We start from the raw sequence: 21,770 nt of genomic DNA on the forward strand, positions 1-21,770 counted from the left end.
ACCGGGGGCGGCTCAGTACTGCGCCTTCACCGCGCTCGCCGCGCCGCTCGCCAAGGTCGCCGGATCCTCCAGCACCGCGGCCACGTCGCCCAGGTACTGCCCCACCACCGGCTCGTGCGTGAGGTTCAGCATGTGGTGGATGCCGTCGGGGTTCTTCACGTAGCCCACGGTCCAGCCGCGCGCACCGAGGCCGCGGCCGATGGCGCCCATGTCGCGTTCGGGCGAGCCGAAGGCGAAGATCGACAGCTCGGGCCGGCCCAGCGTGGGCAGGCCCAGCGCATCGAGGCCCTGCTGCATCGCGCGCCGCGTCGCGAGCACGCGCTCGGTCACGCGCAGATAGCCCGCATGGCCCAGGTAGTTCATCACCGCCCAGGCCGCGGCGATGGCGCCGCCGGCGCGCGTGCCCACCAGCGTGTGGGTGAAGTACTGGCCACGCGGCCAGTCGTCGAAGTAGTAGCCCATCAGCGCGAAGGCCTCGGGGTCGGCGAAGAACAGGGTCGAGGCGCCCTTGGCCGTGTAGCCGTACTTGTGCAGGTCGGCCGAGATCGAGGTCACGCCCTCGACCGCGAAATCGAAGTCGGGGATGTCGGCGCCGAGCTCGCGCGCGAAGGGCGCGAAGTAGCCGCCCACGCAGGCATCCACATGCATCCAGCAGCCGTGCTCGCGCGCCAGCGCCGCGATCTCGGGAATGGGATCGACCACGCCGTGCGGAAAGGCCGGCGCCGAGCCCACCACCATCGCGGTGTCGGGCGTGAAGGCGGCGCGCATCGCCGCCGGGTCGGCGCGGAAGTCGGCCGCCAGCGGCGTGCGCACCGGCACCAGGCCGAGGAAGTGCGCGGCCTTGTCGAAGGCCGGGTGCGCGCTCTGCGGCATCAGGATCTCGGGCTTCGCCATGCCGGGGCGCCGCGCCAGCGCGCGGTCGCGCGCGCACTTGACCGCGAGGAAGATGCTCTCGGTGCCGCCGGTGGTCATGGCGCCGCGCGACTCGGGGCCGCCATGCAGCAGCGAAAGGCCCATCTCCACCACCTCGCGCTCGAAGGTCGCGAGGCTCGCGAAGGCGCGCGGGCCCAGGCCGTTCTCGGAGAAGTACATCAGGTAGGCCTGCTTGGCCACCTCGAGCACGTCCTCGCCCGCGTAGTGGATGAACATCGGCACGCGGCCGTTGCGCCAGTCGGCGTCGCCGCGGCCGGCTTCCTCGAGCCGCCGCTGCAGCTCGGGCCAGGACGCGCCTTGCTCGGGGAATGTCAATGCCATGGTCGCTTCATCCTTCCTTGCCGCCCCAGTGGACGACCTTGTTTTCGAGCGCCCGCGCCAGCAGGTCGAGCAGGTAGCCGAGGATCGCCATGATCAGCGCGCCGACGATCACGACGTTGGTGAGCAGGAAGTCGGAGGCCGACATCGCCATGTAGGCGATGCCCGCGTTGGTGGCGATCATCTCGGCGCCCACCAGCATGGTCACGCCCAGGCCGATGCTCACGCGGATGCCGGTGAAGATGCCCGGCAGGCTGGCCGGGAAGATCACGCGCCGGAAGATCATGGTGCGCGAGGCGCCCAGCGCCATCGCCGCCTGCACCTTGCGCCGGCCCACCGCGCGCACCGCCTGCATGGCGCTGATCGAGAGGATCGGGAACAGCGCGAGCACGATGATCACGATCTTCGAGACCTCGCCGATACCGAACCAGATGATGAGCAGCGGCAGCAGCGCGAGCTTGGGCATCGGCCGCGTGATCTCGATCGGCGGATCGAGCAGCGCCTTCACGGTCTCGTTCATGCCCATCCACAGCCCCAGCGGCACCGCCACCAGCACCGTGAGCCCGAAGGCCACGCCGAAGCGGAACAGGCTGATGCCCAGGTGGTGCGCGAGCGTCTTGCCCTGGTAGCCGTTCTGCATGAGCTGGAGGAAGGTGTTCCACACCGACATCGGCGAGGGCAGGAACAGCGGCGCGACCAGCGGCTGGTCGCCCACGATCGGCACGGTGATCAGCAACCACAGCACGAACAGCGCGGCGAAGGAGCCGAGGTTGATCCAGCGCGCGCGGCCGCGGGCACCATTCGGCCGGTTCGGTGCGGCGCTCATCGCTGCGCCTCCTGGTGCTGCGCGGCCAGCGCCTCCTCGCGCAGCAGGCCGAAGATCTCGGCCTTCATGCGCGCGAACTCCGCGCTCGCGACCACGGCCGGGTCGTCGCTCTGCGCGAAGCCCGGATGGAACTTCGCCTTGATGCGGCCCGGGCGCGCCGACATCACGACGATCTCGGTCGCGAGGAACAGCGCCTCGTCGATGCTGTGGGTGATCCAGAGCACGGTCTTGCGCGTCTCGTGCCAGATGCGCTTGATCTCCTCCTGCAGCAGCTCGCGCGTCTGCGCGTCGAGCGCGGCGAAGGGCTCGTCCATCAGCAGGATCTCGGGCGAATTGGCGAGCGCGCGCGCGATGCCCACGCGCTGCTGCATGCCGCCCGAGAGCTCGTAGGGATAGCGCCTGGCAAAGCTCGTGAGGCCGACCATCTCGAGGTACTGCGAAGCGATGCGCGTGGCCTCGGCGGACGACTTGCCCGTGGCCAGCGGCCCGAAGGCCACGTTGTCGATCACGCGCATCCAGGTGAACAGCGCGCCCTGCTGGAACACCACGCCGCGGCGCGGATCGGGGCCGCGCACCGGCTGGCCGTCCATCAGCACGCGGCCGGCCGTGGGCTGCTCGAAGCCCGCGAGGATGTTCAGCAACGTGCTCTTGCCGCAGCCCGAGGGGCCGAGCAGGCAGGTGAAGGCGCCCTCGGCGATGTCGAGCGTGATCGGCTCCAGCGCCTGCACCGCGTCGGGGCCGTCGCCGAAGCGCTTGGAGACTTCCTCGAAACGGACCTTGGGCGTGCCCGCCTGCTGCGGTGGCAGTCCCATGGCCTCAGGCGGCCATCTTGGCGACGAAGCTCGAATCGACGAGCCCGCTCAGGTCCTTCGGCATGGCCGAGATCTGCGCCGACTCCAGCAGGAACTGCGCCTGGGTCTGCAAGGTCTTGAGCACGCCCGTGTCCTTCTCGCCGGGCTTGCCCATCCAGTGGCTCTGCAGCTGCTCGCGCGCGGGCACCGGGTAGAAGGTGTTGAGCGAGCGCATCACCGCGGCCTCGTCGACGTTGAGGAATTTGGTCATGGTCTCGACCACTTCCTTCGGTTCCTGCTTGAAGGTGCGCGCGATCTGCTCGTAGTCCTTGAGGAAGGCCAGCACCAGGTCGGGCGACTTCTGCTTGAACTCGTCGCGCACCAGCAGGCCGTCAAAGATCAGCAGGTTGTTCTTGTTGAGGTCGCCGGTCTTGAAGATGATCTTGCCGCCGTCCTCGGTCAGGCGCGGCAGCACCGGCACCCAGATGTAGCTGGCATCGATCTCGCGGCGCTGCCAGGCCGAGGCGATCTGGTCGGCGCGCATGTTGATGAGCTGCACGTCCGCCAGCCCGATGCCCGCGGTCTTGAGCGCCGCCACCGCCGCGAAGTGCACCGAGGTGTTGAACGGCAGGCCGATCTTCTTGCCCTTGAGCCCCGCCACCGTGGTGATGCCCGAGTTGCCCTGCACCACCAGGCATTCGCTGTCGACGATGTTCTTGTAGACGTAGACCATCGAGGCCTTCAGCCCGTTGGCGTAGCCGACCATCATCGGGCTGGAGCCGATGTTGCACATGTCGAGGCTGCCGCCGGCCATGGCCGCGATCACCTCGGAGCCCGCGCGCACGGTCACGAAGTCGGCGCTGGTGCCGGCGCCGAAGGTCTTGGCCGCCATGTTCTTCGCGCGGATGTAGTTCTGCGCATCGATGGCGCCGAAGGTGCCGAGCTTGACCGAGCGCGCCTGCGCGGCAGCCGGGCCCGAGGCCCCCAGCAGCAGCGAGCCGGCGGAAGAGGCCAGCAGCATGTGGGCGCTGGCCAGGTGGAACTCGCGGCGGGAGAGATTCAACTTCATGCGACGGCCTTTCTTCGAACAGACGAAGGAACTGGAGCCCCGGCAACGAGGCCTTGGGCCGCACTTTAGGCGATCAGAATATATTCTGTCTACGCAAAAACCCGCGCCAGCCGCTTTTTCAGGGCTTGAGCAGGCGGATCAGGTAGCGCGAGCCGTGCGTCAGGTCGTCGCGCATCGCCTGCCCGAGCGCGTCGCCGTCGCGCCGGCGCAGCGCGTCCATCGCGGTCAGATGCGTCTCGTGGCCCGTGAGACTGCCGCAGTACTGCGGGAACAGCAGGTTCAGCGTGGGGCCGACGCGCAGCCACAGGCTCTCGATGATGCGGATCAGGATGGCCTGGCCCGAGGCTCGATATATCGAGAGATGGAATTCGGTGTTCTCGAGCAGCGTGCGGTGCGCGTCGCCGGCCTGGATCGCCGCCAGGTGCGCCTGCACCACGCCATCGAGACGCTCGATCTCGTCGTTCGAGATGCGCGGCGCGGCCTCCTTGGCCGCCAGGCATTCGAGCTCCATGCGGATCTTGAGGATCTCGCGGTAGGTCTCGACGTCGAGGCGCGGCACGCGGATGGTGCGGCCGTTGACCACCTCGAGCCCGTGCTCCACCACCAGCCGCTGCACCGCCTCGCGCACCGGCGTCAGGCTCACGCCCTGGCTCTCGGCCACGCCGCGCACGGTCAGCACCTGCTCGGGCAGCAGCGCGCCCGTCATCAGCGACTGGCGCAGCCGCTGGTAGACCTGGTCGGTCAGCGTGTCGGCGCGCGCGCCCTGCCCCTCGTCGCGCAACGCCGGTTCCGCATGGGCGGCACGGCGCGCGCGCGGACGGACCTCGGGTCGGCGGGCGGTGGGCTTGGAGGCGGGCATCGGGGGTCGGCTCGGTGGGATTGTGGCTTGAATATACTCTGCCGCTTCCAGCCGTCCGGCCGCTGGCTCAGGCCGGCGCGACGCGGCGGCCGCGCCCCATGACCCGGTACAGCAGGAAGGCCGCGATCGAGACGTTGACCAGGTTCCAGGCGATGCCGTTGAGGAAGGCCGCGTGGTAGCTGCCCGTGAGATCGAACACCTTGCCCGACATCCAGCCGCCGAGCGCCATGCCGAACAGCGTGAACATCAGCACCGTGCCCACGCGCGCGCCCGCCTCGGAGGCCGGGAAGTGCTCGCGCACGATGATCGCGTACGAGGGCACGATGCCGCCCTGGAACAGGCCGAACAGCGCCGACACCACGTACAGCGGCACCAGCCCGTCGAAGGGCAGGAACAGCAGCAGCGCCACGCACTGCAGCGCGCCGCCGAGCAGCAGCGTGCGCAGCCCGCCGATGCGGTCGCAGATGGCACCCGACACCAGCCGGCTCACCACGCCGAAGGCCAGCATCAGCGAGAGCATCTGCGCGCCGCGCGCGGCGCCGAAGCCGAGGTCGCTGCAGTAGGCCACGATGTGCACCTGCGGCATCGCCATCGCCACGCAGCAGGCCACGCCCGCCACGCACAGCAAGCCCTGCGCCGTGCCGGCGCTGAAGCCGAAGGGCCGCGCGAGATTACGCACCGCGGCGCCACCAGGGCCCGCCACGGGGGGCGTGGCCACCGCGGCCGGCGCACGCGCGCGGAAGAAGAAGGCCAGCGCCACCATCGTGACGCTGCAGAACAGGCCCATGCCGATGTAGGTCTGGCGCCAGCCCACGGTCTCGATGAAGTGCTGCACGATCGGCGGCCACACGGCGCCCGCCACGTAGTTGCCGCTGGCGCAGATCGCCACCGCGATGCCGCGCCGCTTGACGAACCAGAGCGACGTGTCGGCCACCAGCGGCGCGAAGGCCACCGAGCTGCCGAGCAGGCCAACCAGCAGGGTCTGGGCGATGGTGAAGGAGACGATGCCGCCCGCGAGGCCCGAGGCGACGTAGCCGAGCCCGAGGCAGACGGCGCCGCCGAGCAGCGGCCACATCATGCCGAAGCGGTCGGCCAGCTTGCCCATGAGCACGCCGCCGATGCCGAAGCCCAGCATCAGCAGCGTGTAGGGCAGCGAGGCCTGCGCGCGGTCGATGCCGAACTCGGCCTGCACCGAGGGCAGCATCACCGACACCACGTACATGCCGCTGCTGCCGACGGTCATGATCAGCAGCGTGAGGCCGAGCCGCACCATGGCGTAGCGCGAATCGGGCTGGTGGGAGGGGTGGCGTGCGGCGAGCGTCTCCGTCATCGTTCTCTTTCTTGTCTTGCATGCGTCCGTCGGGAAGACGGCGAGGTCGAGCATACAAGGCAAGCCGCGCTGGCGCACGAGCGCACCGCGCCGCGCGTCGGCGGCGCCGCCATGCGCCGGTGCGCGTCAGGCCAGCGATGGCGCGACGAGCGGCTGCGCGGCCGAGGCCTTGGGCATCGGACCGCCCGGCCTGGGTTTGTCGTCGCAGCCGGCGGCCATCAGGCCGAGGCAGCAGCAGAGTGCGAGGAAGAGGTGTCGCATGGCGGGCATGCTAGGCCCGCTCCATGGTCGGTCAAGTCGGACGCGAACCCGATCGCGCCGCCGTGAAAACGGAACTCAGCGCCCGGGCCGCTCGCCGGCCGCGAGGCGGCGCTCGATGTCGTCGAGCACCGGCATGAGCTCGGCCACGCTGTCGATCACGTAGTGGGCGCCGGCCGCCTTCAGCTGCTCGGTGGCCTGCTCGCGGCGTGCCTGCTGCTCGTCGGCGCCGAGCGCCTGCCATTCGGCCAGGGTCAGCCCCATCACGTTGCCGCTGACCGCGAGGCCCACGGCCCAGGTGCCGGCGTTCAGGCCTTCCTCGAGGCCCACGCCGGTGTCGTCGACCTTCACCACGGCGTGGGCCGGCCACACGCCGAGGTCGGCGAAGCAGCGGTACATCATCAGCGGCGAAGGCCGGCCGGCCGCGAGGTCGCCCGCGCACACGAGGTTGTCGGGCACGTAGCCGCCCTGCGCGGCGATGGCCGTGACCACCTCCATGATCGGGCGGTTGTAGCCGGTGGTCGAGCCGATCTTCAGGCCGCGCGCACGCGCGGCGGCCACGGCGTCGAGCGCGCCCGGGATGAAGTCGGCATGGTCGCGTGCGCTGGCGGCATTCATCGGCGTGAACACCTCGTAGAGCCGGTCGACGTCGGCATCATTGAAGGCATGGCCATGCTTCGCTTCCCACTGCGCGGCGATGCGCGGCTGCGAGCCCAGCGCCTTGATGTGGTCCCACTTGGCCATGCCCATCGGGCCGCGCGCCTCGGCGATGGTGATCTCGATGCCGAACTGCTCGAACAGCTTCACGAAGGCGCCCATGGGCGCGCAGGAGCCGAAGTCGAGGATGGTGCCGGCCCAGTCGAAGACGACGGCCTGGAGCCTGGAGGAATGCGTGGCGGACATGAAGAAGGACTCGCGTGAATGAAAAGGGATCACCAGCCGGCGAACACGTCGTGCGCGATGCCGAAGCCGGTGCTGGCGCCGGTGCCGCTGGTGACCAGCACCACGCGGGTCGCGTCGTCGGGCGCGTCGACCACGCAGGGCGTGGTCTTCGAGGAGGGATAGACGCCGTTCCAGCGCTCGACGATCTGCGCGCTCTCGAGGTCGAGCGTGCTGCGCAGGTGGCGCAGGATCAGGCGGTCGACCTCCTCCAGCGCGAAGGGCTCGGGCGCGGCGGCGTAGTGGTGCGAGTCGCCGACCACCAGCGAGCCGTCGGCGCTCTGCACCACGATCAGGTGGATGCCGTGCGCGAGCGAAGCCGCTTCTTCCTGCTGCAGGCGCTCGCGCAGCGCGGCCGCCTCGGGCAGCGTGCTGTAGCCCTCGTAGCGCACCAGGCTCAGGTCCATCATCACCGCGCCCGGCAGCCGGAAGCCGGCCTCGGGCTGCACGCGCAGCATCTGCAGCCGGCACAGCGTGAGGTCGTGGGCCGCGATGCGATCGGCGAACAGGCCGTGCAGTTCGCTGTTGGTGCAGACCACCACGCGCTCGGCATGCAGTTCGCCGCGCGAGGTGCGCACGCGCGGCGTCTGAACCTCGAGCACGGCCTCGCCGAAGCGGAAGGTCACGCCATGCGCGCGCGCCAGCCAGGCGGCGAGCCGGGCGATCGCGGTGCGCGACTCCACGCGCAGCTCGTGCGGGCTGAACAGCACCGAGCGCGCCTCGGCCAGGTGCAGCGCGGGCGCCTTGGCCTGGGCCTCGGCGGCATCGATGAGCTGGCAGGCCTCGCCCATGGGCGTGCGCATGAAGGCCTCGAGCACCGCATGCGCCTCGGGCCGGTAGGCCGCGAGCCACAGGTGGCGGTGCACGATGTCGATGTCGGCCTGCGGCGCGATCTCCTGCCACGCGTCGCGCGAGTGCATGGCGCGGCGCCAGCTGTCGCCCGGCGCCTGGCCGGTCACGGTGATGAAGCCGAAGTTGCGGATCGAGGCGCCGATGCAGGCGGCGTCGCGCTCGACCACGCAGACCCGCAGGCCGCGCTTGGCGGCCGTGTAGGCGTGCGCGAGGCCGACGATGCCGGCACCGACGACGATGACATCGAAGGAGGAGGAGTTGGGAGCGGCGGTCAACGGTGTCTCCAGGCTTGGGTGCGCGCGAGCGCCCAGTGGCCGGCCAGCGCGAACAGGCCGCGGCCGGCGGCGGCCGTGAGCATGATCAGCGAGGCCATGGCCGCGGCGGGCGCCACGTCGCCGGCATCGTCCATGTTGAGCACGGCGATGGCGGCCAGCGTGGTCTGCGGCGAATAGAGGAACACGACGGCCGAGACGGTGGTCATCGCGTTGACGAAGAAATAGCCGCCGACGTTGAGCACCGTGGGCAGCGCGACCGGCAGGTGCACGCGCCACAGGGTGCGCCAGAACGGGATGCCCATCGATTCGGAGACCAGCTCGTACTCGCGGTCGAGCTGGCGCAGCGCGGTCAGCGAGGTGAGGTGCGCGACCGAGAAGAAATGCGCCACGGTGCAGACCACGAGGATGGTCATGCTGCCGTAGATGGCGCGCAGCGGGTTCGAGGGCGAGATGAAGAAGAAGATGTAGCCCACGCCGAGCACCAGGCCCGGCACCGCGAGCGGCAGGTTGGCCAGCAGGTTCAGCAGTTCGCGCAGCAGGCCGAAGTGGCGCGGCTTCTCGACCAGGTAGGCCGACACGAAGGTGAGGAGCGCCCCCGCCACGGCGGCGCAGACCGCGAGCCGCAGCGAGTTGAAGTAGCTGCCCCAGCCGCCGCCGTCCATGTTGCTGAAGTCGTAGTTCTTCAGCGAGGGCGCGAGCTGGTAGGGCCAGTAGGTGGCGAGCGAGGCGAACACGGCCATGCCGATCATCACGAGGATGGCGCAGGCCGTGAGCGCGCAGAACACGAGCAGCGCGCGGTCGCGCGTGCGCACCGGCTCGGGCTGATAGGGCGTGGCGCGCGCCGACAGCGCCGCGGCCTGCTTGCGACGCACATGGCGTTCGACCAGGAAGGACAGCACGGCCGGGATCAGCAGCACGAAGCCCACCACCGCGCCCATCTGGAAGTTCTGCTGCCCGACCACCTGCTTGTAGATGTCGGTCGCGAGCACGCCGGTCTGGCCGCCCACCACCTTGGGCACGCCGAAGTCGGTGATCACCAGCACGAACACCACCATCGCGGCCACGATCAGCCCGTAGCGCGTGGACGGCAAGGTGACGGTGCGGAACATGCGCCAGCGCGAAGCACCGAGCGTCTGCGCGGCCTCGTAGAGGCGACCGTCGGAGGTCGCCATCGCGGTGGTGAGGATCAGGAGCGCATGCGGCAGGGTCCAGAACACCGAGCCCAGCACGATGCCCAGCGGGCCGTAGATGGACGCACCACCGAGCAGGCCCTTGAACAGGCCCTGGTTGCCGAACAGGTAGACCAGGCTGATGGCGGGCAGCAGCGAAGGCGCGAGCAGCGGTATCAACGCGACGGCGCGCAGCACGCCCTTGGCCGGCATGCACGAAAGCGTGAGGCCATACGCGTAGACGTAGGCGATGGCGGTGCAGATCACGGCGCTGACCGCGGCCAGCCAGAGGCTGTTGAAGGCGGACTGGACCAGGGCGGGGTTGTCGAGGTAGCGCGCGAAGTTGGCGAGGCCTACGAAGCCGCCCTCGCGGTCGAAGAAGCTCTGGCCTACGAGTGCGCCTACGGGCAACGCAACGATCACGAGCAACAGCAGCACGACCAATGCCACGGCAGCGCCCGTGAGCCAGCGCTCGCGGTCGATGGCATTGGCGCGTATCGGCGTGACAGGGATGATGGCGATGGCTTCGGGGGTGCTGCTCATTGTGTGTGTCCGGGGCGCGTGCACAGGACAGCGGGTACTTCCCTCCGCGAATGTCCCCCGCCTTCGGCTCCTCCTTGATTTCGCTGCGGGAAGCACCCCCTGGCCTGTGCACGTGGGCGCAGCGGTGGTGCCATCCGGTTCAACCGACCTGCTCCAGACTCACGTCGATGGGGTACTCCCCGCAGCGAAATCAAGGAGGAGGCCGCAGGCCGGGGGACATTCGCGGAGGGGAGTACCCCGTCGGCGTGAGTCCGCCCCCATCGCTCCATCGTCGAACAAACGACAAAGCGGTTCGTCATTCAATGCGCCAGCACCGACAGCGCATGCAAAGGCAACTGGATATGCACCATGCTGCTCGGCACCAGCGGCTCGCCGCCATTGCCTTGCGCATCGGCCGGCAGCTCGGCCTCGATCTCGATGCCCAGCGGCTCGCAGGCCAGGCGCGCGGCGGTGCGGTTGCCGAAGAACTCGGTGTCGAGCAGGCGCGCCGCGAAGCTGTTGGCGCCGAGTTCGGCACCGAAGCGCTTCACCACCACGTGCTCGGGACGGATGCCCACGGTGGCCTGCGAACCCACGCTGAGGTTGCCGGGGGCGCAGAACAGCTCGGCGTCGCGCACGCGCACCTTGCCGTCGGCCAGCACCGTGGCCGGCAGCATGTTCATGCGGCCGACGAAGCCCGCCACGAAACGCGTGCGCGGCTGGCGGTAGAGCTCGTCGGGCGTGCCGGCCTGCTCGATGCGGCCGTCGTGCATCAGCACCACGCGGTCGGCCATCGAGAGCGCCTCTTCCTGGTCGTGCGTGACCATGATGGTGACGATGCCCAGGCGCTTCTGCAGCGCGCGGATCTCGGTGCGCAGGCTGGCGCGCACCTGCGCGTCGAGCGCCGACAGCGGCTCGTCGAGCAGCAGCAGGCGCGGATTGGGCGCGAGCGCGCGCGCCAGTGCCACGCGCTGCTGCTGGCCGCCCGAGAGTTGCACCGGGTACTTGTCGGCATGCGCCGCCAGGCCCACCAGGTCGAGCATCTCGCGCGAACGCTTGGCCATCTCGCGCGCCAACGCGCCCGTCGGATGCAGGCCGTAGGCGATGTTCTGCGCCGCCGTCAGGTTCGGGAACAGCGCATACGACTGGAACACCACCCCGAAGCCGCGCGCCGCCGGCGGCAGGCCCGCGATGTCCTGGCCGCCGAGCAGGATCTGCCCGTGGTCCGCGCGCTCGATGCCGCAGACGATGCGCAGCAAGGTCGTCTTGCCGCAGCCCGAGGGGCCGAGCAGGCAGACGAACTCGCCCGGTTCGATGTCGAGGTCGATGCCGTCGAGCACGCGCGTCGCGCCGAAGGACTTGCCGATGCCGCGGAGGGAAAGAAAGCTCGTCGTCATGCGCGGCTGCCTGCTGGAAGAGAAGAAGAAAAAAGGAAAGAGGGATGCGAAGAGCCGTCAGCCCCTCACATCGGCTTCTTCTCGGACTTCGATTCGTAGCGCTTGGACCACTCGGCCAGGATGCGGTCGCGGTTCGCGGCGGCCCAGGTGAAGTCGTTCTTGGCCAGCAGCTTCTCCACGTCGCCCGGCACGAATTCCAGTTTTTCCTGGATGCCAGGCAGCGCCAGCACCGCGAAGTTCTTCGCGTAGAGCTCGTTGGCCTGCTTCGTCACGGCCCAGTCGGCCAGTGCCTTGGCGGCGTCCTGCTTCTTGCTGGTCTTGATGATGCCGGTGGCTTCCATGTCCCAGCCCAGGCCTTCCTTGGGCAGCACGATGTCGATCGGCGCGCCGTCGCGCTTGGTCTTGTTGGCGCGGTATTCGAAGGACATGCCGAGCGCGAACTCGCCGGCGCCGGCCTGGCGGCAGGGCTTGCTGCCCGACTGGCTGTAGATGCCGATGTTCTGGTGCAGCGCGTCCATGTACTTCCAGGCCTTGTCCTCGCCCATCATCTGGATCCAGCCCGAGACCATCAGGTAGCCGGTGCCCGAGGCGGCCGGGTTGGGCATCGTGATCTGGCCCTTGTAGACCGGGTTCGTGAGGTCGGCCCAGCTCGTGGGCTTGGGCAGGTTCTTCTTGGTCGCTTCGGCGGTGTTGAAGCAGATGGCCGAGGACCACACGTCCATGCCGACCCACTTGGGCGGGTTGGCCGGATCGCGCATGGTGGGCTTCACCGCGTCGAGGCCCTTGGGCGCGTAGGGCTGCAGCATGCCTTCCTTGTCGAGCAGCATCAGCGAGGTGGCGGCCAGGCCCCACACCACGTCGGCCTGCGGGTTGGCCTTCTCGGCCAGCAGCTTGGCGGTGACGATGCCGGTGGAGTCGCGCACGAACTTCAGCTCGATGGTCGGGTTCTCCTTCTCGAACGCGGCCTTGTAGGCCTGCACCTGGTCGGCCTCGAGCGCGGTATAGACCAGCAGCTCGGTGCGGCCCTGGGCGGTGGCGGCGAAGGCCAGCGAAAGCAGGGCGGGCACGGCGGCCCAGCGAAGACAACGACGCAGCATGGTGAGATCCCTCGGGAAAGAATTGGAGCGAAAAACGGGAGAAAAACGAAAACGCAACACGGTGGCGCAGGCCTGCCGTGGACGCGGCGATGCTGGCAGCGGCGTGTGACAGGGATTTGTCAAACGCATGCGTTGGGGCATGCCAAAACCCTTCCCGCGACCGGGCTCGCACGGGCGGTCATGGCCTTGTCATCGAGATCCGCGAACTTCGGTGTGCTGTCGCCCGCGCTTCGTTTCAGAACAATGACACTCGACCTCGCCGAGATCGCCCGCCTGTTTGCCGAACGCGGCGGCGTCGCCTATGCGGGCGAGCCGGTGTCGCAGGCCGAGCATGCGCTGCAATGCGCCTGGCTGGCCGAGCAGGCCGGGGCCGGCGACGCGCTGGTCACGGCCGCGCTGCTGCACGACCTGGGCCACATGCTGATCACCGAGCACCAGACGCTCGAGCGCTCGCCGACCGAGCTCGGCATCGACGACCGCCACCAGTACATTGCGCTGCCGCTGCTGCGCGGCGCCTTCGGCCTCGAGGTGCGCGAGCCGATCCGGCTGCACGTGGATGCCAAGCGCTACCTCTGCGCGACGCGGCCCGACTACTTCGCGCGGCTCTCGCCCGATTCGGTGCGCAGCCTGCAACTGCAGGGCGGGCCGATGAACGACGCGGCCGCGCGGCGCTTCGCCGACCATCCGTGGTCGAGTGATGCGATCCGGCTGCGGCTGTGGGACGAGGAGGCGAAGGTCGAAGGCCTGAAGACACCGCCGCTCTCGCATTTCCTGGCGACCGCGGCGCGCGTGATGCTGGACACCTACTGAGGGCGGCGCAGGCCGGTCGCATGCCGTGCCGGCATGTTTCAGCCCGGTTTAAGAAACATTTGTCTACTATGGCCTCCTCACGATGACCGGCGCGCCTGCGCCAGCGAGGAAAGCCAGCATGTCCCCCACCGTCAACGAACGCGCCCAGACCTTCCTGCAGGTGCTGCGCCGCGTCTTCAAGCTCGCGGCGCCCTACTTCCGGTCCGACGAGAAATGGAAGGCGCGGCTCATGTTCGCGACCATCGTCGCGCTCAACCTGGGCTACGTGTACGTGGCGGTGCTCGGCAACCAGTGGTATGGGCGCTTCTACGATGCGCTGCAGAACAAGGATGCGGCGAGCTTCTGGCGCGAGGTCGGCGTGTTCGGCTGGATCGCCTTCTTCAACATCGCGGTGCAGGTGCTCAAGTTCTACGTGACGCAGCTGCTGCAGCTGCGCTGGCGCACCTGGATGACGCGCGAGTACATGTCGCGCTGGATGGCCGACCGGACCTTCTATCACCTCGAGCTGGCGCGCTATGCCGGCAAGGAAGGCCAGGCGCCCGACAACCCCGACCAGCGGATCCAGGAGGACGTGCAGATGTTCACCAGCGCCACCATGTCGCTGTCGATGGGCCTGCTGAACGCGGTCGTCACGCTGATGAGCTTCATCGGCCTGCTCTGGGGCCTGTCGGGCAACTTCTCGTTCACCTTCAGCGGCACCACCTACCAGGTGGTGGGCGCGATGGTCTGGATCGCGCTCGCCTATTCCATCGTGGGCACCGCGATCACCCACTTCATCGGCCGCCCGCTGATCGGGATCAACTTCCGCCAGCAGCGCTACGAGGCCGACTTCCGGCACCACCTGATGCGCGTGCGCGAATACAGCGAAGCGGTGGCGCTGGACCACGGCGAGAAGGTCGAGCGCGCCCAGCTCGACACGCGCTTCGGCAACGTGCTGCGCAACTACCTGCTGCTGATCAAGCAGCAGAAGAACCTCGTCACCTTCACCTCCTTCTTCGGCCAGGCGGCCGTGATCTTCCCGTTCCTCGTCGCGGGGCAGCAGTACTTCGGCGGCGCCTTCCAGCTCGGCCACCTGATGCAGATCGGCTCGGCCTTCGGCAAGGTGCAGGAGTCGCTGAGCTGGTTCGTCGACAACTACGACAGCCTGGCCGTCTGGCGCGCCACCGCGGACCGCCTCTCGAGCTTCGACGAGGGCATGACCGCGCACGCCGCGCGCCCCGAGACGCTGGAGCGCGCGCCGGCCGCGGCGCTGAGCACGCAGGACCTGTCGGTCTCGCTGCCCAACGGCACGCCGCTGCTCAGCGGCGCCGCCCTGTCGGTGCAGCCCGGCGACAGCGTGCTGGTCCAGGGTCCCTCGGGCAGCGGCAAGTCGACGCTGTTCCGCGCCTTCGCGGGCATCTGGCCGTTCTCGAAGGGCCGGCTCGAGGTGCCCGAGGACGTGGCCTTCATGCCCCAGCGTCCCTACGTGCCCGACGGCAAGCTGCGCGATGCCCTGACCTATCCCAACCCGTCGACGGATTTCAGCGACGACCAGTTGCGCCAGGCCCTGGCCGATGCGCTGCTGCCCGACCTCGTGGCGCGCCTCGACGACAGCGACGCCTGGGGCCAGAAGCTCTCGGGCGGCGAGCAGCAGCGGCTCGCGATCGCGCGCGTGCTGCTCAAGAAGCCGCGCTGGATCTTCGCCGACGAGATCAGCAGCGCGCTCGACGCGCCGGCCGAGCGCACGCTCTACCAGCGGCTGGCCGGGATGGTGCGCGAGAAAGGCGGCGCGATGGTCTCGATCGCGCACCGCGCCGCGGTCGGCGAGTTCCACACCCAGCGCTGGACGCTGGTGCCCGAGGCCGAGGGCGCGCCCGCGCGCTACCGCGTGGAGGTGGTGCCGGGCACGGCCGGCTCGGCATAGCGCGCCCAGCCCCGGGCGCGCAGCTCGCAGGCCGGGCACTCGCCGCATCCATAGCCCCAGGCCTGCCGGTGCGTGCGGTCGCCCAGGTAGCAGGTGTGGGTCTCCTCCACGATCAGGTCCACCAGCGGCTGGCCGCCGAGGCGGTGCGCGAGCTGCCAGGTCTCGGCCTTGTCGATCCACATCAGCGGCGTGTCGATCACCAGCCGGCGCTCCAGCCCCAGCGACAGCGCGAGCTGCATCGCCTTCATGGTGTCGTCGCGGCAGTCGGGGTAGCCCGAGAAGTCGGTCTCGCAGACGCCGGTGACGATCACCTGCAGCCCGCGCCGGTAGGCCAGCGCGCCGGCCAGCGTGAGGAACAGCAGGTTGCGCCCCGGCACGAAGGTGTTGGGCAGGCCGTCGGCCTGCATCTCGAACGCGACCTCCTCGGTCAGCGAGGAGCCGCCGAGCTGCGCCAGTGCCGCCAGCGTGAGCACGTGGTCCTGGCCCAGGCGCGGCGCCCAGTCGGGAAAGCGCGCGCGCAGCGAGGCCAGGATGCCGGCGCGCACGTCGAGCTCGACGCGGTGGCGCTGGCCGTAGTCGAAGCCCAGGGTCTCGACGCGCTGGTACTTCGAGAGGGCGTCGGCCAGGCAGGTGGTGGAGTCCTGCCCGCCGGAGAACAGGACGAGGGCGGTGGTGTGCAGGGGCATGGTGGGCTCGAGGAATGGATGGCAAGGCGCATCGGTGCGCGGGAACGACGGAGCTGTAGTCCGAACGCGCGATTTTCGCAGCCCGCGCCGCCGGCGCTACCCGCGGCCCCCGGGCCTCGCTACGATGGCCGCGACACCCCACCCATCCGCACCGCCGCCATGACCACCAAACACCTCGCCGCCTGGGCCGCCACCTTCCTCGTGATGGCGCTGATCGATTCGCTCTGGCTCGGCGTGATCGCCAAGAACCTCTACCAGCAGGGGCTGGGCCACCTGATGGCCTCCGAGCCGAAGCTGGGCTTCGCGGCGCTGTTCTACCTGCTGTACCCGGTGGGGCTGGTGTTCTTCGCGGTGCTGCCCGGCGCCGAGGCCGCGAGCCTCGCGCGCACCGCGCTGCTGGGTGCCCTGCTCGGCCTGTTCGCCTACGCCACCTACGACCTCACCAACCTCTCGATCATGAAGGGCTGGCCGCTGGGCCTGTCGCTGCTCGACATGGCCTGGGGCACCTTCGCGAGCGGCGTGGCGGCGACGGCGGGCGGGGCGGCGCTGCGCTGGATGGGCTCTCGCTGACCTAGAGAAAGCGCTCGAGCAACTTGCGCGACGCGCGGTCGAGCGCCTTCAGGTCGGCGATGCGGAACTGCACCCCGTGCGCGCTCGCGATCAGCAGCGCGCCGTGCTCGAGCCGGCGGATGTCCTCCTCGGCCTTGAGCACGAAGCGGGTGTCGCCGCGGTCGGTGCTCACGGTCCAGGTGCTGGGCACGCCGAAGCTCGACACGGCATGCAGCTTGAGCAGCGTGGGCGCGAAGTCGCGCACCGCGAGTTCCTCCTCGAGCAGCGCGCGCGCCGCGGGCGGCAGCTGATCGACGCGGTCGATCCAGACCAGCTCGCGGCCCTCGCCACCGACCAGCGAGATGCCCTCGCCCGGCGCGCTGAGCGGGAAGGCCCGCACCGGCGCGACGCCCACGTGCCGCTGGCCCTGGGCATCGGTCAGCACCAGCCGGCCGAAGGCATCGCGCTCGAGCCCGAAGTCGGGCAGGGTGATCGTCGTCGTTTCCATCATGCGTCTCCCGCCGGATGCGCCGCATGGCTCACCGGGATGCCCTGCGCGCCCACGCGCTCGTTGGCCGCGCCTTCGCTGGCATCGTCGTCGCCCTGGCGCAGTTGCGCCTGGTAGAGGCGCCAGTAGGCGCCCTGCTTGGCCATGAGTGCGTCGTGCGGGCCGACCTCGACGATCTCGCCGCGGTCCATCACCACCAGGCGGTCGGCCTTGCGCAGGGTCGAGAGCCGGTGCGCGATCGCGATCGTGGTGCGGCCCTGCACGAGGTTGTCGAGCGCCTTCTGGATCTCCTTCTCGGTCTCGGTGTCGACCGCCGAGGTGGCCTCGTCGAGGATCAGGATGCGCGGGTCGATCAGCAGCGCGCGCGCGATGCTGATGCGCTGGCGCTCGCCGCCCGACAGGCCCTGGCCGCGCTCGCCCACCAGCGAGTCGTAGCCGTGCGGCAGGCGCAGGATGAAGTCGTGCGCATGGGCGGCGCGGGCCGCGGCCACGATCTCCTCGCGCGTGGCGTCGGGCTTGCCGTAGGCGATGTTCTGCGCGATGGTGCCGAAGAACAGGAAGGGCTCCTGCAGCACCAGCCCGACGTGGCGCCGGTAGTCGGCCACGGCGAAGCGGCGGATGTCGGTGCCGTCGACCTCGATCGCGCCCTCGGTGGCGTCGTAGAAGCGGCAGATCAGGTTGACCAGCGTGCTCTTGCCCGAGCCGCTGTGGCCCACCAGGCCGATCATCTCGCCGGGCTCGATGCGCAGGTCGAGGTCGTGGATCACGGCGCGCGAGCCGTAGCGGAAGCCCAGCCCGCGCATCGCGATCGCGCCCTGCACCCGCTCCACCTTCACCGGGTTCGCGGGTTCGGGCACGTTGCTCACGTGGTCGAGGATGTCGAAGATGCGCTTGGCGCCGGCCGCGGCCTTCTGCGTCACCGAGACGATGCGGCTCATCGAGTCCATGCGCGTGTAGAAGCGGCCGATGTAGGCGATGAAGGCGGTCAGCACGCCCACCGTGATGCTGCCGCGCGCTACCTGCCAGATGCCGAAGCCCCAGACCACCAGCAGGCCGATCTCGGTCAGCAGCGACACGGTGGGCGTGAACACCGACCAGGTGCGGTTGAGCTTGTCGTTGACCTGCAGGTTGTAGGCGTTGGCGGCGCGGAAGCGCTCGGCCTCGCGGCGCTCCTGCGCGAAGGCCTTGACCACGCGGATGCCGGGAATGGTGTCGGCCAGCACGTTGGTGACCTCGGACCAGACGCGGTCGATCTTCTCGAAGCCGGTGCGCAGGCGGTCGCGCACCACGTGGATCATCCAGGCGATGAAGGGCAGCGGCACCAGCGTGACCACGGCCAGCAGCGGATTGATCGAGATCAGGATCGCCGCCGTCATGACGATCATCAGCACGTCGTTGGCGAAATCGAGCGCATGCAGCGACAGGAAGACGTTGATGCGGTCGGTTTCGGAGCCGATGCGCGCCATCAGGTCGCCGGTGCGCTTGCCGCCGAAGTAGTCGAGCGGCAGGGTCAGCAGGTGCTCGTAGGTGGTGGTGCGCAGGTCGGCGCCGATGCGCTCGGACACCAGCGCCAGCAGGTAGGTGCGCGCCCAGCCCAGGCCCCAGCCGACCAGCGCCGCGCCGAGCAGGCCGCTCAGGTAGAGGCCCACGCGCATCGGATCGATCTTCTGCCCGTTCTGGAACGGGATCAGGATGTCGTCCATCAGCGGGATCGTGAGGTACGGCGGCACCAGGGTGGCGGCCGTGGACAGCACGGTGAGGAAGAAGCCGGCGATCAGCTGCTTGCGATAGGGCCGGGCGAAGCGGCCCAGCCGCAGCAGCACCCAGGTCGAGGGCGGGGTCTGGAGCTCGGTGTCGACCTCGTCGGCCTCGGCCTCGGGTGTCGCGCGCGCGACACCGCCGGCATGGCTGGCACGCTGGCCGAACAGCCGCAGCAGGCGCAGCGCGGCGACCTGGCTGGCCAGGGTGTAGCGCCAGCGCGCCAGCCGGCCCTCGCCGCCCACCAGGTCGAGCAGGCCGACCCCCGACTGGTCGCTCAGCTGCAGCGCCAGCGCCGGGTCGGCGAGCGACCACTCACGCCAGACGCCTTTGCCGCCGGGCTCCAGCGCCAGCAGCCGCTGGTCGGTGAGCGCCACCAGGCCAAAACTGAAACGAAGTTCTTCATCGAGGTCAACCGACAGTGTTGCCAGAACGTTTTCCGCGACTGCGAGCCGGCTTTTCAGAGCCTCTGAAACCGCTTCGTTTTCGCCCTCCTGGGTGCCGACTGGATCGTGATGTTGCATTGTGTTTCTTTGACTCTTGCCCGTCGCGGCCCGCTGGGACCGCGCCATGACGCCCTTCGCGGGGCGCCGATTCTGACCGATCGCCATGGGCGCGCTTGAAGGCGCCGCGGTGCTCGGCCAAAGCACATCGAACGTTTGCATGACCCGTTTCGACGACATTCGCCTGCTGCGCATCAACTATTTGCGCGGCCCGAGCATCTGGACCTACCGCCCGGTGCTCGAAGTCTGGCTGGACCTCGGCCGGCTCGAGGAATTCCCCTCCAACAAGATCGAAGGCTTCGGCGACCGGCTGACGACCCTGCTGCCGGCGCTGATCGAGCACCACTGCGGCGTCGGCGAGCGCGGCGGCTTCATCCAGCGGCTGCGCGAAGGCACCTGGTCGGGCCACGTGCTCGAGCACGTGGTGATCGAGCTTTTGAACCTGGCCGGCATGGCCACCGGTTTCGGCCAGACCCGCGAGACCTCGGTCTCGGGCACCTACCGCATGGTGTTCCGCTCGCGTGACGAGCAGGTGGCGCGGGTGGCGCTGGCCGAGGGCCATCGCATCATGATGGCCGCGATCAATGACGACCCGATCGGCCCGGCCGACGTGCAGGCCGCGATCGAGGCGATCAAGTCGAAGGTCGACGACTGCTACCTCGGCCCGAGCACCGAGGCGATCGTGAATGCCGCGATCGACCGCGACATCCCCTACATGCGCCTGAACAGCGGCAACCTGGTCCAGATGGGCTACGGCGCCAACCAGCAGCGCATCTGGACCGCCGAGACCGACTACACCAGCGCCATCGGCGAATCGATCGCCAGCGACAAGGTGCTGACCAAGTCGCTGCTCGCGGGCTGCGGCATCCCGGTGCCCGGCGGCCAGGCGGTCGCCAGCCCGGCCGAGGCCTGGGAAGTGGCCGAGGAGATGGGCGTGCCGGTGGTGGTCAAGCCCTCCGACGGCAACCATGGCCGCGGCGTGATCCTGGACCTGACCAAGCGCGAGGACATCGAGGCCGCCTTCTCCGTGGCCGAGCGCCACGGCAGCGAAGTGCTGGTCGAGCGCTACATCCGCGGCGAGGAACACCGCGTGCTGGTGGTCGGCGGCCGCATGGTGGCGGCCGCGCGCGGCGAGACCGTCTGGGTCACGGGCGACGGCAAGTCCGACTGCAGCGAACTCATCGACCTGCAGATCAACAGCGACCCGCGCCGCGGCGACACCGAGGACTTCCCGCTGTCGTTCCTCGGCGCGCGCGACGGCGCGATCCTGTCGGACCTGCGCCGCCAGGGCCTGGTGCCCGAGTCGGTGCCCGAAGCCGGCCGCCGCGTGCTGATCCAGCGCAACGGCAACGTCGCGATCGACTGCACCGACAGCGTCCACCCCGAGGTCGCGCACATGGTCGAGCTGGCCGCGCGCGTGGTCGGGCTGGACATCGCCGGCATCGACCTGGTCTGCGAGGACATCTCGAAGCCGCTCGGCCCGCAGGGCGGCGCCATCGTCGAGGTGAACGCCGGCCCCGGCCTGCTGATGCACCTGAAGCCGGCCGTCGGCTCGCCGCGCCCGGTGGGCCGCGCGATCTGCGACCACCTGTTCCCCGACGACTCGCAAGGCCGCATCCCCGTGGTGGGCGTGGCCGGTTCGCGCGACAACGCGGTGATCGCCCGCCTGGTGGCCTGGCTGGTCGGCCTCGGCGGCCGCCACACCGGCCTGGCCTGCCGCGACGGCCTGTTCCTCGAGCGCCGCCGCGTCGATGCGCGCGACAGCGCCAACTGGGAAGCCGGCCACCGCCTGCTGATGAACCGCCAGGTGCAGGCCGTGGTGATCGAGAACGGCGCGCGCACCATCCTGCAGGACGGCCTGCCCTACGACCGCTGCGAGGTCGGCATCGTGACCGACCTCGGCGGCTTCGAGCAGCTCGGCGACTTCGACATCCGCGAGAGCGACCACATGGTCAAGGTGCTGCGCACCCAGGTCGACGTGGTGCTGCCCGAGGGCACCGCGGTGCTCAACGCCGACGACGAACGCGTGGCCGGCCTGGCGCCGCTGTGCGACGGCGCCGTGATCCTCTACAGCGTGGACGCGCAGGCCGCGTCGCTGACGGCCCACCAGGCCGCCGGCGGCAAGGCGGTGCTGATCCGCCAGGACCGCGTGGTGCTGGCCAACGGCACCAGCGAGTCGTTCCTGCCGGGCCTGGGCCGCCTCACCGTGTGGCGCGCCACCCATGCGGGCGTCAGCCTCGAGAGCCTGCTGGCCGCCGTGGCCGCGGCCTGGGCGCTGGGCATTCCGCTCAACCTCATCGGCGCGGGCATCGAAGCCTTCGAGGCCGACCTGCAGGCGGCACTGGCCTCGCTGCAGCTCTCGCAGAGCCAGCCCTCGCCCCAACTCCAGCTCGCTTGATCCATCCGGTCCCCCGCGTT

19 protein-coding genes are annotated in these 21,770 nt (G+C 69.7%); 4 read left to right on the forward strand and 15 right to left on the reverse strand.

Features of this window, described 5'->3' with window-relative positions; translation table 11 throughout:
- Positions 1-12: 12 nt before the first annotated feature.
- The 12 genes from AC07RM_RS25770 to AC07RM_RS25825 all read right to left on the reverse strand — a co-directional run bounded on the left by AC07RM_RS25770 (position 13) and on the right by AC07RM_RS25825 (position 12,635).
- Positions 13-1,254 (reverse strand): pyridoxal phosphate-dependent decarboxylase family protein, encoded by a 1,242-nt coding sequence (locus AC07RM_RS25770; RefSeq protein WP_495336374.1) that lies wholly within the window; start codon positions 1,252-1,254, stop codon positions 13-15.
- Between the two features lie 7 nt (positions 1,255-1,261).
- A complete protein-coding gene (locus AC07RM_RS25775; protein WP_296780635.1) occupies positions 1,262-2,077 on the reverse strand; it encodes an ABC transporter permease in 816 nt (271 codons plus the stop codon).
- A complete protein-coding gene (locus tag AC07RM_RS25780) occupies positions 2,074-2,889 on the reverse strand; it encodes an ABC transporter ATP-binding protein (RefSeq protein WP_495336375.1) in 816 nt (271 codons plus the stop codon). The genes AC07RM_RS25775 and AC07RM_RS25780 overlap by 4 nt, the downstream gene beginning before the upstream one ends.
- A 4-nt stretch (positions 2,890-2,893) precedes the next feature.
- Entirely contained in the window at positions 2,894-3,937 is a 1,044-nt protein-coding gene (locus tag AC07RM_RS25785; protein WP_057593783.1) for a taurine ABC transporter substrate-binding protein, read from the reverse strand.
- A gap of 118 nt (positions 3,938-4,055) precedes the next feature.
- Complete coding sequence (locus AC07RM_RS25790; protein WP_296800552.1) at positions 4,056-4,796, reverse strand: GntR family transcriptional regulator; 741 nt, start codon at positions 4,794-4,796, stop codon at positions 4,056-4,058.
- A gap of 67 nt (positions 4,797-4,863) precedes the next feature.
- Complete coding sequence (locus AC07RM_RS25795; RefSeq protein WP_208512520.1) at positions 4,864-6,126, reverse strand: MFS transporter; 1,263 nt, start codon at positions 6,124-6,126, stop codon at positions 4,864-4,866.
- Positions 6,127-6,252: 126 nt separating this feature from the next.
- The gene (locus AC07RM_RS25800) at positions 6,253-6,387 is read right to left on the reverse strand and encodes a hypothetical protein (protein WP_256223075.1); all 135 of its coding nucleotides are present in this window, start codon (positions 6,385-6,387) and stop codon (positions 6,253-6,255) included.
- Between the two features lie 75 nt (positions 6,388-6,462).
- On the reverse strand, positions 6,463-7,287 hold the full coding sequence (gene phnX, locus AC07RM_RS25805) for a phosphonoacetaldehyde hydrolase (RefSeq protein WP_495336376.1): 825 nt from the start codon (positions 7,285-7,287) through the stop codon (positions 6,463-6,465).
- 29 nt (positions 7,288-7,316) lie between these two features.
- Positions 7,317-8,450 carry a TIGR03364 family FAD-dependent oxidoreductase gene (locus AC07RM_RS25810; protein WP_495336377.1) on the reverse strand — a complete coding sequence of 378 codons (1,134 nt, stop codon included), beginning with the start codon at positions 8,448-8,450 and terminating at the stop codon, positions 7,317-7,319.
- Positions 8,447-10,162: a putative 2-aminoethylphosphonate ABC transporter permease subunit gene (locus AC07RM_RS25815; RefSeq protein WP_495336378.1), complete on the reverse strand. Its 1,716-nt coding sequence runs from the start codon at positions 10,160-10,162 to the stop codon at positions 8,447-8,449. Before AC07RM_RS25815 ends, AC07RM_RS25810 begins: the two co-directional genes overlap by 4 nt.
- 299 nt (positions 10,163-10,461) lie before the next feature.
- Positions 10,462-11,538: an ABC transporter ATP-binding protein gene (locus AC07RM_RS25820; RefSeq protein ID WP_296801450.1), complete on the reverse strand. Its 1,077-nt coding sequence runs from the start codon at positions 11,536-11,538 to the stop codon at positions 10,462-10,464.
- 65 nt (positions 11,539-11,603) lie between these two features.
- Positions 11,604-12,635: a putative 2-aminoethylphosphonate ABC transporter substrate-binding protein gene (locus tag AC07RM_RS25825; RefSeq protein ID WP_093355391.1), complete on the reverse strand. Its 1,032-nt coding sequence runs from the start codon at positions 12,633-12,635 to the stop codon at positions 11,604-11,606.
- Between the two features lie 243 nt (positions 12,636-12,878).
- On the opposite strand from AC07RM_RS25825, the gene AC07RM_RS25830 reads away from it, so the two are divergent.
- Both AC07RM_RS25830 and AC07RM_RS25835 read left to right on the forward strand, forming a co-directional pair.
- Positions 12,879-13,445 (forward strand): phosphonate degradation HD-domain oxygenase, encoded by a 567-nt coding sequence (locus tag AC07RM_RS25830; RefSeq protein WP_495336379.1) that lies wholly within the window; start codon positions 12,879-12,881, stop codon positions 13,443-13,445.
- Between the two features lie 118 nt (positions 13,446-13,563).
- On the forward strand, positions 13,564-15,348 hold the full coding sequence (locus AC07RM_RS25835) for an ABC transporter ATP-binding protein/permease (protein ID WP_495336380.1): 1,785 nt from the start codon (positions 13,564-13,566) through the stop codon (positions 15,346-15,348).
- Here AC07RM_RS25835 and queC read toward each other — a convergent pair.
- Positions 15,306-16,034: a 7-cyano-7-deazaguanine synthase QueC gene (gene queC, locus AC07RM_RS25840; protein WP_209546412.1), complete on the reverse strand. Its 729-nt coding sequence runs from the start codon at positions 16,032-16,034 to the stop codon at positions 15,306-15,308. The genes AC07RM_RS25835 and queC overlap by 43 nt on opposite strands.
- Before the next feature lie 159 nt (positions 16,035-16,193).
- On the opposite strand from queC, the gene AC07RM_RS25845 reads away from it, so the two are divergent.
- Positions 16,194-16,604, forward strand: coding sequence for a DUF2177 family protein (locus AC07RM_RS25845; protein WP_296780600.1), 411 nt, complete (start codon positions 16,194-16,196; stop codon positions 16,602-16,604).
- Position 16,605: 1 nt separating this feature from the next.
- Here the strand turns inward: AC07RM_RS25845 and AC07RM_RS25850 are convergent, their stop codons facing one another.
- Positions 16,606-17,094 (reverse strand): cyanophycin metabolism-associated DUF1854 family protein, encoded by a 489-nt coding sequence (locus AC07RM_RS25850; RefSeq protein ID WP_495336381.1) that lies wholly within the window; start codon positions 17,092-17,094, stop codon positions 16,606-16,608.
- Entirely contained in the window at positions 17,091-19,373 is a 2,283-nt protein-coding gene (locus AC07RM_RS25855) for a cyanophycin metabolism-associated ABC transporter (RefSeq protein WP_093355374.1), read from the reverse strand. Before AC07RM_RS25855 ends, AC07RM_RS25850 begins: the two co-directional genes overlap by 4 nt.
- Before the next feature lie 139 nt (positions 19,374-19,512).
- Between AC07RM_RS25855 and AC07RM_RS25860 the strand changes: the two genes are divergently transcribed.
- Positions 19,513-21,750 carry a cyanophycin synthetase gene (locus AC07RM_RS25860; protein WP_256223074.1) on the forward strand — a complete coding sequence of 746 codons (2,238 nt, stop codon included), beginning with the start codon at positions 19,513-19,515 and terminating at the stop codon, positions 21,748-21,750.
- The last annotated feature ends 20 nt before the right edge of the window (positions 21,751-21,770 follow it).

Source organism: Variovorax sp. GW821-FHT09B05 (assembly GCF_059418265.1).

What these genes read in the sequence shown, in the direction of transcription:
- AC07RM_RS25855 (WP_093355374.1), bottom strand. Translation starts at nt 19,373, where the DNA reads ATGCAACATCACGATCCAGTCGGCACCCAGGAGGGCGAAAACGAAGCG.
- AC07RM_RS25850 (WP_495336381.1), bottom strand. Translation starts at nt 17,094, where the DNA reads ATGATGGAAACGACGACGATCACCCTGCCCGACTTCGGGCTCGAGCGC.
- AC07RM_RS25860 (WP_256223074.1), top strand. Translation starts at nt 19,513, where the DNA reads ATGACCCGTTTCGACGACATTCGCCTGCTGCGCATCAACTATTTGCGC.
- AC07RM_RS25790 (WP_296800552.1), bottom strand. Translation starts at nt 4,796, where the DNA reads ATGCCCGCCTCCAAGCCCACCGCCCGCCGACCCGAGGTCCGTCCGCGC.
- AC07RM_RS25815 (WP_495336378.1), bottom strand. Translation starts at nt 10,162, where the DNA reads ATGAGCAGCACCCCCGAAGCCATCGCCATCATCCCTGTCACGCCGATA.
- AC07RM_RS25795 (WP_208512520.1), bottom strand. Translation starts at nt 6,126, where the DNA reads ATGACGGAGACGCTCGCCGCACGCCACCCCTCCCACCAGCCCGATTCG.
- phnX (WP_495336376.1), bottom strand. Translation starts at nt 7,287, where the DNA reads ATGTCCGCCACGCATTCCTCCAGGCTCCAGGCCGTCGTCTTCGACTGG.
- AC07RM_RS25785 (WP_057593783.1), bottom strand. Translation starts at nt 3,937, where the DNA reads ATGAAGTTGAATCTCTCCCGCCGCGAGTTCCACCTGGCCAGCGCCCAC.
- AC07RM_RS25835 (WP_495336380.1), top strand. Translation starts at nt 13,564, where the DNA reads ATGTCCCCCACCGTCAACGAACGCGCCCAGACCTTCCTGCAGGTGCTG.
- AC07RM_RS25845 (WP_296780600.1), top strand. Translation starts at nt 16,194, where the DNA reads ATGACCACCAAACACCTCGCCGCCTGGGCCGCCACCTTCCTCGTGATG.
- queC (WP_209546412.1), bottom strand. Translation starts at nt 16,034, where the DNA reads ATGCCCCTGCACACCACCGCCCTCGTCCTGTTCTCCGGCGGGCAGGAC.
- AC07RM_RS25770 (WP_495336374.1), bottom strand. Translation starts at nt 1,254, where the DNA reads ATGGCATTGACATTCCCCGAGCAAGGCGCGTCCTGGCCCGAGCTGCAG.
- AC07RM_RS25780 (WP_495336375.1), bottom strand. Translation starts at nt 2,889, where the DNA reads ATGGGACTGCCACCGCAGCAGGCGGGCACGCCCAAGGTCCGTTTCGAG.
- AC07RM_RS25830 (WP_495336379.1), top strand. Translation starts at nt 12,879, where the DNA reads ATGACACTCGACCTCGCCGAGATCGCCCGCCTGTTTGCCGAACGCGGC.
- AC07RM_RS25825 (WP_093355391.1), bottom strand. Translation starts at nt 12,635, where the DNA reads ATGCTGCGTCGTTGTCTTCGCTGGGCCGCCGTGCCCGCCCTGCTTTCG.
- AC07RM_RS25820 (WP_296801450.1), bottom strand. Translation starts at nt 11,538, where the DNA reads ATGACGACGAGCTTTCTTTCCCTCCGCGGCATCGGCAAGTCCTTCGGC.
- AC07RM_RS25775 (WP_296780635.1), bottom strand. Translation starts at nt 2,077, where the DNA reads ATGAGCGCCGCACCGAACCGGCCGAATGGTGCCCGCGGCCGCGCGCGC.
- AC07RM_RS25800 (WP_256223075.1), bottom strand. Translation starts at nt 6,387, where the DNA reads ATGCGACACCTCTTCCTCGCACTCTGCTGCTGCCTCGGCCTGATGGCC.